At 69.8% G+C, this 11310-nt stretch carries 8 protein-coding genes; all 8 read right to left on the bottom strand.

Annotation, left to right across the window (positions count from 1 at the left end; all coding sequences use genetic code 11):
- Positions 1–103 precede the first annotated feature (103 nt).
- A complete protein-coding gene (locus AB0M87_RS22005) occupies positions 104–2827 on the bottom strand; it encodes a TIM-barrel domain-containing protein (protein ID WP_365855396.1) in 2724 nt (907 codons plus the stop codon).
- 237 nt (positions 2828–3064) lie between these two features.
- Entirely contained in the window at positions 3065–4498 is a 1434-nt protein-coding gene (locus AB0M87_RS22000) for an aminobutyraldehyde dehydrogenase (RefSeq protein ID WP_365855394.1), read from the bottom strand.
- Positions 4491–5810, bottom strand: a complete 1320-nt coding sequence (locus AB0M87_RS21995) for an NAD(P)/FAD-dependent oxidoreductase (RefSeq protein ID WP_365855392.1) — start codon at positions 5808–5810, stop codon at positions 4491–4493. The genes AB0M87_RS22000 and AB0M87_RS21995 overlap by 8 nt, the downstream gene beginning before the upstream one ends.
- A gap of 42 nt (positions 5811–5852) precedes the next feature.
- Complete coding sequence (locus AB0M87_RS21990; protein ID WP_365855390.1) at positions 5853–6932, bottom strand: ABC transporter ATP-binding protein; 1080 nt, start codon at positions 6930–6932, stop codon at positions 5853–5855.
- A gap of 5 nt (positions 6933–6937) precedes the next feature.
- Positions 6938–7819 (bottom strand): ABC transporter permease, encoded by an 882-nt coding sequence (locus tag AB0M87_RS21985; protein WP_365855388.1) that lies wholly within the window; start codon positions 7817–7819, stop codon positions 6938–6940.
- Positions 7816–8718, bottom strand: coding sequence for an ABC transporter permease (locus tag AB0M87_RS21980; RefSeq protein WP_365855386.1), 903 nt, complete (start codon positions 8716–8718; stop codon positions 7816–7818). The genes AB0M87_RS21985 and AB0M87_RS21980 overlap by 4 nt, the downstream gene beginning before the upstream one ends.
- Positions 8719–8721: 3 nt before the next feature.
- Entirely contained in the window at positions 8722–9846 is a 1125-nt protein-coding gene (locus AB0M87_RS21975) for a spermidine/putrescine ABC transporter substrate-binding protein (RefSeq protein ID WP_365855384.1), read from the bottom strand.
- A 187-nt stretch (positions 9847–10033) separates the two neighbouring features.
- On the bottom strand, positions 10034–11212 hold the full coding sequence (locus AB0M87_RS21970; RefSeq protein WP_365855382.1) for an aromatic ring-hydroxylating dioxygenase subunit alpha: 1179 nt from the start codon (positions 11210–11212) through the stop codon (positions 10034–10036).
- Between the last annotated feature and the right edge of the window lie 98 nt (positions 11213–11310).

The following is an 11310-nucleotide window of genomic DNA, read 5'->3' as shown; positions in this document are numbered from 1 at the left end:
CTCTTTCTCGGCCCCGGCCGGTTACTTTAGTTTCCCCCCCCCCGCGCGGCGCGGGGGGGGGGGCCCCCCCCCCCCCCCCCCCCCGACGCTCGGCCCCCGGCGGTTACCGCCGCAGGGTGACCGCGAAGCCGTGGCCGGTGGAGACAGCCGGTGTCCTGATCTGTGTGACGCCGGTGGCCGGATCGGTGTACCAGCCGGACGTGGCCGCGGCGAACGCCTCGGCGGAGTGCAGCCGGGGCAGCCGGCTGCCGTCCATCACGACCTGCTTCGACAGGCCGGCGGCGTGCACGCTCAAGCGGTAGGCACGTGAGGCCGGCTTGCCCTGGTAGTCGCCGGCACTCGCCCCGACCGTGATGGTGGTCGGCGCCTTGCCGTGGGCGGGCGCCTGCACCCGGACGTGCTGGGTGGCCGACGAGCCGGTCGCGAACTTCCGGGTCACGCCGTCGTCCTCGTACAGGGTGTAGTCCGTGGTGCCCTTCGGGTAGATGTCGTAGTCCAGCTCGTGCTTGTCCCGGGTCTCCCAGGATGTCGTGCCCTGGGGCCACATCGGCACGATGGAACCGCCCTTGACGAACAGCGGAAGGGTGTCGAGCGGTGCGTGGTAACCGTTGACCGTGGTCGGACCCTGATAGGTCTTCCCCGTCCAGTAATCGGTCCAGGTGCCCTTGGGCAGGTAGATGCCGTTACGGACGTCCATGTCGCTGTAGACGGGTGCGACCAGGAAGTCCGAACCCGACATGAACTCGTACCTGGCGTCCGGGCCGAGCGTCTTCGGGTCGTCGGGGTACTCCAGCGACAGCGGCCGCACCGCTCCGACGCCGGTCTTCGTGGCGTCCTTGGAGAGCGTGTACATGTACGGCAGCAGCCGCTCCTTGAGCTGCAGGTACTTGCGGTTGATCGACGTGTACGGCTCGCCGTCCAGCCACGGCTGCTGGTCGTGCGGCTTCTTGGTGGTGATGTCGCTCGCCCAGCCGTCCATCGTCATGATGGCCGGCAGGAACGCCTTCCACTGGAGGTCGCGTGCGTACATCTCGGGGTCGTGGCTGTAGATGGAGCCGACGTCACCGGTGTTGTACGCGATACCGGACAGGGTGGCACCCGCATAGGTGGGGATCTGCCAGCGGAGGTAGTCCCAGGACAGCTTCTGGTCCCCGCTCCACAGCACACCGCAGCGCTGCGCACCGGCCCAGGACACCGGAAGCCAGACGAAGCCGCGCGCATCACTGTTGTCCTCGATGCCGGCCTTGGCCTGGTCGCAGGCGTCCAGTGCCATGCCGTAGCCGTTCCCTACCCAGGCGACGTCCAGCTTGCGGACGCGGACCCCCGCCTTGGCCTCCGCGGCCTGGTCGGGCAGACCGTTCTGCGTCCAGAGCCCCAGCTGGGCATGGTCCTTGTTGAGGCCGGCGCCGGTCTGCGGGAGGTTCTCGTAGCCGCAGCCGTAGCCGTCGTTGACCAGCATCCAGCCGAGCGGCATCTGGTTCTGGACATATCCGTCGGCGACCTTCAGCGCGTCCAGGGTGTGGCGCTCGCCCCGGTTGGCGTTGTGCAGGTAACAGTCGGAGTCGCCCGGTTCGAGGCCGTAGACCGGGGGCATGAACGGCTTGCCCACCAGGGAGGTGTACTTGCCGATCACGGACTTGGTGTCACCGGTGAAGTAGTAGGCGTCCAGGCGCCGCTCCTGCTGTCCGGTGCGCACCGGGGAGCCGAAGTCGTAGGTGCCCGGTGTCATGGTGTTCCGGAACACCCCGTAGCCGGCGGACGAGATGTAGAACGGCTGGGAGTTGTTGTAGCCGCCCTCGTTCCAGTTGGTGTTGTTGCCGACGTTCATCAGCTGGTCGCGGTGGGAGAAGCTGCCGTTCTGTTCGCCGCCGCCGAAGAACTGCTCGGTGGCGCCGCGCTTCAGGCTCTGCCGCATACCGCCCGCGGTCCAGCGCAACGGAGCGGCCTCCGCCCAGATGACGGTGCGGTCGTCCGCCTTGTAGAGGGCGAACTCCAGCGGCTTCTTGTAGACGCGCAGCACCACCCCTTTGGAGCGGATCCCGTAGTAGGAACCGGCGTCGAAGGCCGAGGTGCGCCGCTGCGGGGTCGGCTGTTTCCGGATCATGTGGCTGTTCGGCGGATCGGTGAGGACACCGTCCGGAGCGGCCTGCAGGCGCATGGTGTCGTCGGTGAAGAAGTCGGCGCGGGCCTTGAGCGCGCCCGCCGCGATCTCGTACGTACCGTGCGAGCCGCTGAAGCCGGTGAGGTTTCCCGCGTCGGTGGGCTCGGGGAGGTACGCCGTGCCGGTGAAGGAGTTGTCGTGGACGTCGTAGGGGACGACCACCACCTGGTAGGTGCCGGAGGCCTTGGGGATGACGGTGGCCTCGGGGTCGGCCGTGCCGGCGCTGGAGGCGACCTGTTTGCCGGCCGCGTCGTAGATGTACATGTCGAAGTCGTCGGTGGGCGTCTGCCACTGGATGGAGACGGGGACGCCGCCCTCGGGGTTGTCGTCCCACTGACCGGCCGGCGGATGCACCGTCAGGTCGAATCGGGAGCAGACGGCGTTGTCCGGGTCTTCCGCCGCGGTTCCGCATTTGTCGGGCGAGCCCACGGTCCCCTTGGCATAGACCGGGCTCTGCCAGGTGACGTTCTTGGTACCGGAGTCCAGTACGGCCGACGGCGGAGCCGCCGCGTGCGCCTGGGCGGCCGGAACCGTCAGGGTGGTGAGGGCGAGCACCAGGGCCGACACTGCGGCAGCCGCTGCCTGTCTGGGGCGGTTTCGAAGGATCCGCAAGGAGTGTTCTCCGTTCGTACCGAACAGCAAGGTGTGCGATGTCTGCGCAGACATGCTTGGAACGCTGGAGTTTCAAGCATCACCATTCACCGCCGAGTCGGTACATGTCAACGGCCCGTTCTGTTCACGGACCGTCCGTGACAACGAGCGGTGGGGGACGCTCCTCGCCACCGAAGACAGCCACACCGCGGTCGCGGACCCGGAGACCGCACCGTCGGCCACCTATTGTGGCGCCGGCAGAGGCACCGGCCCCCGCGAACGCTCACCACCGCCTCGACGGGTGGCCGCCACTCACAGCATGACGTGTTTGACCTGCGTGTAGTCCAGCAGCCCGGTGAGGGAGAGGTCGCTGCCGTAACCGGAGTGGCGCACGCCCCCGTGCGGCATCTCCGACACGGTCGTGCCATGGGTGTTGACCCAGACGATCCCTGCGCGCATCGCGCGGCTCGCGCGCATGGCCCGGTCGTGGTCTCTCGTCCAGACGCTCGCGGCGAGTCCCTGGGGGACCGAGTTCGCCAGGTGGAACGCCTCTGACTCGTGGGTGAAGGACTGGACGGTGACGACCGGTCCGAACACCTCGCTCTGCACGATCTCGTCCTCCTGCCCGACCCCGGCGACCACCGTGGCCTGGTGGAAGAACCCGGGGCGGACCAGCGCCGCGCCGCCTGTGACGACCTCGGCGTGGTCCGGGAGCGATGCCAGCAGGCGGCGTACGGAGGCGAGTTGGGCGGCGTTGTTGAGAGGGCCGAAGTCGGTGTCCGGGTCGTCGGGGTCCCCCGACACCTGCTGCCCGGCCCGCTGGGCGAAGGCGGCGAGGAAGGCGTCGTGGATCCGGTGGTGGACCAGGATCCTGGTGGCGGCCGTGCAGTCCTGGCCCGCGTTGTAGAAGGCGAGCGACGACAACTGCTCGACCGCCTCGTCGAGATCGGCGTCTTCGTGGATCACCACCGGCGCGTTGCCGCCGAGTTCCAGGTGGAGCCGCTTGAGGTCGGCGGCCGCCGCGACGGCGATCTGCTGTCCGGCGCGGACACTGCCGGTCACGGCGACCTGCCGGACACCGGGGTGCACGACCAGGTGGCGCCCGGTGTCACGGTCGCCGCACACGACGTTGAGCGCGCCTGGCGGCAGGTGCTCGGCAGCCAGCCGGGCGAGGAGTGTGGCCGAGGACGGGGTGGTGTCGGACGGCTTGAGGATGACGGTGTTGCCGGCGGCGAGTGCGGGCGCCACCTTCCACACGGCCATCATCAGCGGGTAGTTCCACGGGGTGATCTGGGCGCAGACGCCGACCGGCTCGCGGCGCAGTACGGAGGTGCGGCCGGGGGCATACTCCATGGCGGCTGCGCCCGGCAGGTTCCGGGCGGCTCCGGCGAAATACCGCACCACGTCGACGATCGCGGGCAGCTCGTCCGCCAGGAACAGGGCACGCGGTTTCCCGGTGTCGGTGACCTCGGCACTCGCCAGGGTGTCGGCCTGCCGCTCCATGGCGTCGGCGATGCGCAGCAGCGCGGTCTGCCGCTGCACCGGGGTGGTGGCCGACCAGCCCTCGAAGGCGTCCTGGGCCGCCCGGTGGGCCGCGTCGACGTCGTCGGCGCCGGAGAGCGGAGCCGTGCCGTGGACGCGGCCGGTGGCCGGGTCGATCAGGCGCAGAGTTGCTCCGGACGCGGCGGGCACGTCCTTGCCGCCGATGTGGTTCAGGACGGTGGTGAGGGGGGTGTGGTCAGCCACGGCGCAGGGCCTCCTCGGCGGCGGCGCGGCCGGTGCGGACGGCGCCTTCCATGTATCCGGCGACCCACTGGTCGGAGCCGCAGACGTAGAACGGGGGTTCGTGGGTGCCGTGCAGCGGGCCGACCGCCATGACCTCGCCCGGCGGCCACTGGGTGACATAGCCCTGGGTCCACGGGTCGGTGCCCCACAGCCGCAGGTAGCACGCGAGCGGGCGGTGGGCTTCGTCGCCGTACAGCGTGGCTACCTCCGAGAGCAGTTCGGCGGTGCGCAGGTGGGGCGGGGTGCCCAGCAGGACGCCGTAGCGTTCGGGCGGTACCAGGGCGGAAAGGACTCCTTCGCTCTGCGGCCAGGTGCTGCCCAGGACTCCCTCGGATTCGGACAGGCCGCTCAGGCCCTTCGCGCGCCAGAAAGGACGGTCGTAGGCGGCAGCGAACTTGGCTGCTGTCGCGTGGCGTTGGCGGTGCAGGGACGCGAGTCGCGCCTCGCCCACGCCGGTGACGGAGACGGACCGCAGAGGCCCCACGGGCAGGGCGCTCACCACCGCGTCGGCGGTGAGGGTTTCGCCGGTGGCGACGCGTACGGTGCAGCGGCCGGGGCGTACGTCCAGGGCGGCGACGGGCGAGCCGAGGCGGATGCGGGGGCCGAGTTCACGGCCCATGACCTCGGCGAGGGTGGCGGAGCCCTCGGCGAGCCGCAGTCCCTCCCAGTCGTCGTAGTCGTAGTCGCTCCCGCCGGAACCGGCCACCGCGGCGCTCTTTCGCAAAGCGGCCAGGAGTGAGATCCGCTCGTAGGAACCTCCGGCGAGGGCGAGTTGTCCGATGTCCCACAGGCGTACGACTGGGGGCGTGGCGTGCTGCGAGCGCAGCCAGTCGCCCACCGACAGCCGGTCCAGGGCGGCCGCCTCCGGATGCGACCAGGGGTCGTCGGGGTCGACGGTGGCGGCCAGGGCGGTGAACTCCGCGCCGAGCCGTGCGTGCACGGCCGCGTCGCCGGGTCCGAACCAGTGCGGCGGATCACCGGCCGAACGGCCCTCCGGGGTGGCGCGGGTGAGGCGACCCGGCTCGGCGACATAGCTCGGGACCAGCTTCAGTCCCAGTTCCCCGGCCAGTTGAAGGTAGGCGGTGTGGGCGCGGCCCACCACTTCCCCGCCCAACTGGACGGTACGGCCGTCGGGCAGCCTGGCCTGTTCGACCCGGCCGCCGACGCGGTCCCGGGCCTCCAGGACCAGTACGTCGGTGCCGGCGGCCGCCAGGTCGCGGGCCGCGGCGAGCCCGGCCAGCCCGGCGCCGAGCACGATCACGTCATGATGCATCAGTTTCGCTTTCATCGGTGCGTCAGGGACGGTTGCGTGCGCTCAGGCCAGGACCAGGCAGTGTTCCAGCCGCCAGCCGATCTCCACGCTCTCGCCGCCGCTCCAGCGGTCCTCCATGCGCGCGCGGGCTGTGTTCTGCTCCAGCACCGACAGCGTGACCCCGGGTGCCAGTTCGATCAGATAGGTGGTGGTCGGCCCGCTGTAGACGGTGTCGCGGACGACGCCGCTGAGCACCGACATGCCGGGTTCGAAGTCGGACAGCCATATCTTTTCCGGGCGTACCGACACGCTGACGGCGGTGCCGTCCGTGATACCGGTGCGGCTGCCGACCGCCAGGGCGGGACCATGGTCGAGGGCGACCTCGCCGCTTCGGTAGGTGCCGGCCATCAGGTTCGAGGTGCCCATGAAGGAGGCGACGAAGTTGCTGGCCGGGTGCTCGTAGACGTCCTCGGGGGTGCCGCATTGTTCGACACGGCCCTCGTGCATCACGGCGATCCGGTCGGACATGGTCAGTGCCTCGTCCTGGTCGTGGGTGACGAAGACGAAGGTGATGCCGACCTCGCGCTGGATCTGCTTGAGTTCCACCTGCATCTGACGGCGCAGTTTCAGGTCGAGGGCGGCCAGCGGCTCGTCGAGGAGCAGCACCGCGGGCCGGTTGACCAGGGCGCGGGCCAGGGCGACGCGCTGCCGCTGGCCGCCGGAGAGGGTACGGGGCTTGCGCTCGGCGAGACCGCCGAGCTGCACCAGCTCCAGCATCTCGCCGACACGCTGCCGGATCTCCGCCCGGTCCACGCCCTTGCGTTTGAGGCCGAAGGCGATGTTGTCGGTGATGCTCAGGTGGTCGAACAGCGCATAGCTCTGGAAGACGGTGTTGACGTTGCGCTTATTGGGCGGCAGCCCGGTCACGTCCTCGCCGGCGAGCAGCACCGAACCCTCGGTGGGGTCGCTGAACCCACCGATCATGCGCAGCGAGGTGGTCTTGCCGCAGCCGGAAGGGCCGAGCAGGGAGAAGAAGTGGCCGGCCTCGATGTCGAGGTCGAGGTCGTGTACGGCGTAGGAGTCCGCGAACTGCTTGGAGACGCCGTCGAGCCGGACGGCCGGGATCGCGTCGGTCACGTCCATGGAGGTCACTCTCCGGAGAGGATGTCGAGGCCGCCGCGGCGGCCGAAGAGGCGGGGAAGGAACAGGGCCAGGGCGATCAGGCCGATGGATCCGGCGAGCATCAGGGTGCCGACGGCGTTGATGGTGGGCTGCACCCCGAAGCGGATCGCCGAATAGATGCGTACCGACAGCGGCTGGGGGTCGACTCCGGTGGTGAAGTAGGCGAGGACGAAGTCGTCGAAGACCAGCGCGAAGATCAGTACGGCACTGGCGAGTACGGCGGGCAGCAGGGCGGGCAGGGTGACCAGGCGGACCGCCTGCCAACGGGTGGCGCCCAGGTCCATCGCGGCCTCCTCCACCTCGGGGTTCAGCGCGGCGACCCGGGAGCGGAGGATCACGGTGACGTAGGAGATGGAGAAGGTGATCTCCGACAGCATCACCGTGCCGGTGGACAGCGCCACGCCCAGACCCTTGAAGAGCAGCATCGACGCGACGCCGGTGACGATCTCCGGGGTGATCAGCGGGACGAGCATGATCAGGCCGGCGAGCGAGCCGAGCCGGGTGCGGCAGCGCACCAGACCGAGCGCGAGGGCCACCCCGATGAGGACCGCACCGGCCATCGCCACCAGGGAGATCCGCAGGCTGGTGCCCAGGGAGGAGATCAGTACGTCGTCGTGGACGAAGGCGCGGTACCAGCGCAGGCTGAACCCGCCGAAGACCGTCAGGGACTTCTTGGAGTTGAACGAGAACAGGGCCACTACGCCGATGGGCAGGTAGAGCAGTGCGAAGAAGAGCGCCGTGACGGCGACGAGGACCCGCGGCCTGCGATCGGCGCGGCCGCGCCGTGTGCGGGCGCGTGCGGCGGGCCGGGCGGGGGCGGTGGTGGAGGGCAGGCGCAGCAGGGTCATCGGCGGGCCTCCGCCTCGTCCTTGCGGGTGCGCCGCAGATAGCCGAACATCCCGATGAGCAGGACCAGCATCAGCAGCATGGTCAGCGCGGAGCCCAGTGGCCAGTTCTGGCCCTGGAAGAACTTGTCCTGGATGAGATTGCCGATCATGATCTGGTCCGGTCCTCCCATGAGTTGGGCGCTGACGAAGTCGCCCATGGCGGGCAGGAAGACCAGGACGAGCCCGGCCGCCGCACCCTGCCGGGTGGCGGGCAGGGTGACGAAGAGGAAAGTCCGCAGCGGGCCGCCGTACAGGTCGCGGCCGGCCTCGATGAGGGAGACGTCCAGTCGTTCCAGTGCCGCGTACAGCGGGATGATCATGAAAACGACGAAGCCGTAGACGAGTCCCGCGACCACGCCGACACCGGTGTTGAGGATCTTCGTCCCGCTGTCCGCCAGCCCCACCGCGCGAAGGGCGCGCAACACGGGCCCGTCGTCGGAGAGGACGACCGACCAGCCGTACATCCGCACCAGGTAGTTGGCGAAGAACGGCACCACGATCGCGGCGATCAGCGCGTGCTTGTACCGGCCGCCGTACAGGGCGACGGTGTACGCCACCGGGTAGGCGATCAGCAGGCAGATGACGCAGGTCAGCAGGGCGTAGCCGAGGGATCGCGCCAGGACTTCGGTGTAGGCGGGGTCGGCGAGGGCGCGGACGCCGGCGAGGTCGAAGCCGAAGCGCGGGTTGCCGAGTTCGTCGGTGGTGCCGACGGCGAGTACGGCGACGAGCACCAGCGAGGCGATGAGGAATCCGGTCATCCACAGGGTGCCGGGCAGCATGAACCAGGTCCACATCCGGGTGCCGGTGACGTCCGTGCCGCGACGGCGGACGTGTGGCGGGCGGTGACGCAGCTGTGCCATGTCTCAGCCCGCCTTCACATGCGTCCAGGCGGTGTCGCGGGCATCCTCCGCCGCGCGGCTGCCGTTGCGGAAGAAGAGGTCCGCCTTGAGGTCGTCGTCGGTGACCAGGCACTCGGGGAAGGGCTTGACGAGCTCGGCGTAGACCTTCTCGGAGCCTGCCACCGGCATCGGGTAGCCGATGTACTCGATGTTCTTCTTCACGTTCTCCGGCCGCAGCATGTAGTCGATGAACAGCATCGCGGTGCCCGGGTGGGGGGCGTTCCAGGGGATGGCGTAGCAGTCGGAGTTGATCGGCGTGCCCTCCTTGGGAGCCTCGAAGCCGAAGACGGAGGGATCCTTGGCCTGATTGAGCATGGCGGCCATGTCCCCGCTCCACGCCTGGGTGATCGTCGCGTTGCCGTTGAGGAGGTTGTTGTAGCTGTCGCTGGAGAAGCCACGCAGCCGTGGGCGGAGGGTGCTCAGCAGGGAGGTGATGCGGCCGAGGCCGCCGGTGTCTCCGGTGCTGACGTCCAGGCCGAGTTCCAGGGCGCCCATGCCGAGGACCTCGTCGCGGTCGTCGAGCAGGAACACTTTGCCCCTGGCCTCGTCGTTCCACAGATCCTTCCAGGATCCGGTCAGCTCGCCGATCCTGTCACGGCGCCAGCCGAGGCCGGTCTTGTAGACGGTGAAGGGGACCGTGTGAGCGGAGCCGGCGTCGTACCAGGGGTCGGCGAAGTAGCCGTGCGTGCCGAACACGGCGTGCGAGTTGGTGAGCTCAGTGTGGTCGATACGGCGCAGTCGGCCGCCTCGCACGAGTCGCTGGGCCCATTTGGCGGTGGGGAAGATGACGTCGTAGCGGTTGCCGGCGTTCAGCTTGGCGACCATGCCCTCCATCGAGTCGAAGTTCGACTGGACGACCTTGACGCGGTACTCCTTCTCGAAGCCCTTGAAGACGGACGGGTCGACGAAGTCGGCCCAGTTGAAATAGACGAGATCGCCGTCGACACGTGCCCTGACCGGGGCGAGGGCCTTGGCGTCGGGTGTTCTGGCGGGCATGAACCCGCAGCCGCCGGCCGCGGCGCCCAGCAGGCCGCAGGCGCCTGCCCGCAGCATGGCGCGTCGGGTCGGTGGGGGTACCTCGGGGGACATGGAGCGTCCTCTCCGTCGAGGGACGGAACAACTCCAGGGCAGGACCGGTGGGTCGGCTCACGGAGGCCCTGACTCCGTAGTGAAGACCGGTCTGGGGAGGGTGCGGGAGTGTGTCAGCGGGTGAGGGGTAAGCACCACGCGAGGAACCGGGGGCAGGGCTGCGGCCCGGCCGCCGTACGGGAGGGTGTCACCGTGCGTGCCCCTCCAGGTCGTCCCGGACCCGGCGGGCGAACCAGCCCACGGCGGCCTCGCGGTGCGAGAGCGGCCCCGGCTCGAACCCGGGCGTGGACAGGCCGGCCTGTACGCGTTCCACCAGCTCGGCGTCCTCGTCGTTGGTGACCCAGCCGATGTGGATGTTCAGCCTCCGGGCCAGCCTGGTGCGCAGGCTCTCGCCCCGCCGGGTGTAGAAGGCACCGGGGATCGCCGCCCGGTCCTGGGCGGTGGGAAGAGCGGTCCACGCGAGCACGTGGTCAGGGTAGAAGTCGATGAGCGTGTTCGGATAGATCACGGCGTAGCGCCATACGCGCCGGTCGGCCTCGGTCAGTCCCGGCATCGGTGTGGCCAGCCGCTGGTAGAGCCGCTCCGTCCAGTTCGAGGACGGCTTGTCGCGCAGCGGCGACTCGAAGAGGACGTAGTTCTCCTGCACGTCCACCGTGTACGCCTGGTAGTCCAGCAGACGCATCAGCGCGGGGTGGGCGACGGGGACGTGGTAACCCTCGAGGTAGTTGTCGACGATCACCTTCCAGTTGGCGTTCTGCTCCTCCGCGACGCCTGCGAGGTCGTGAATGCGGTACTTGCCCACGGGTGTGAGGCCGGGTCCGGCGTAACGGCCCACGGCCTCGGCGAGGCCGGCGCAGGCTTCCGCGAGCGGCGCCGCGTCGAGGTCGAGGTTGACGAAGACGAAGCCGAGGAAGGACTCCACGTTGACCCGGTGCAGCCCGAGCCGGGGTTTGTCCAGGCAGGGGATCCGGCGTGCCTCGGGAGCGCCGACGAGTCGCCCGTCCAGCTTGTAGGTCCAGCCGTGATACGGGCAGCGGATCGCCTTGCCCGAAGGCTCCGGACCGGCGACCAGGCGGGTGCCGCGGTGGCGGCAGACGTTGAGGTGAGCGGCGAGACCGCCGTCCTCGGTCCGGACCACCAGAACCTCCCGGCCCGCAGCCGTGGCGGTGAGGCGCGCGCCGGGCCCGGGGAGGTCGGTTTCGTGGCAGACGAGCTGCCAGGACCTGGCGAAGATGCGCTCGGTCTCCGCGGCGGCGATGGCCGGATCGGTGTAGTAGCGGGCGGGCAGGGCTTCGCCGGGGTGCTCGGGAGCCGGCTCCGGCGCAGCCGCGGGTGGCGTGGTTGCCCGGGTGGTCGGGGGGTGCATGTGTCCTCCTCCGCGCCGCGGGGCGGCGATGGGCGGTGAGGCTGTGGTCCGGACGGTCGGCAGGTTCCGCAGGGGCATTTGCGGCCGACTGACTGATT

Source organism: Streptomyces sp. NPDC051320 (assembly GCF_040682175.1).
Classification (GTDB): domain Bacteria; phylum Actinomycetota; class Actinomycetes; order Streptomycetales; family Streptomycetaceae; genus Streptomyces.
The sequence above is the reverse complement of the archived record's forward strand: the minus strand, read 5'-3'. Positions and strand labels throughout refer to the sequence as shown.

Excerpts from the sequence above, each read along its gene's own strand:
- AB0M87_RS22005 (WP_365855396.1), bottom strand. The coding sequence starts at position 2,827 with ATGTCTGCGCAGACATCGCACACCTTGCTGTTCGGTACGAACGGAGAA.
- AB0M87_RS21985 (WP_365855388.1), bottom strand. The coding sequence starts at position 7,819 with ATGACCCTGCTGCGCCTGCCCTCCACCACCGCCCCCGCCCGGCCCGCC.
- AB0M87_RS21970 (WP_365855382.1), bottom strand. The coding sequence starts at position 11,212 with ATGCACCCCCCGACCACCCGGGCAACCACGCCACCCGCGGCTGCGCCG.
- AB0M87_RS21980 (WP_365855386.1), bottom strand. The coding sequence starts at position 8,718 with ATGGCACAGCTGCGTCACCGCCCGCCACACGTCCGCCGTCGCGGCACG.
- AB0M87_RS21990 (WP_365855390.1), bottom strand. The coding sequence starts at position 6,932 with ATGGACGTGACCGACGCGATCCCGGCCGTCCGGCTCGACGGCGTCTCC.
- AB0M87_RS21975 (WP_365855384.1), bottom strand. The coding sequence starts at position 9,846 with ATGTCCCCCGAGGTACCCCCACCGACCCGACGCGCCATGCTGCGGGCA.
- AB0M87_RS21995 (WP_365855392.1), bottom strand. The coding sequence starts at position 5,810 with ATGCATCATGACGTGATCGTGCTCGGCGCCGGGCTGGCCGGGCTCGCC.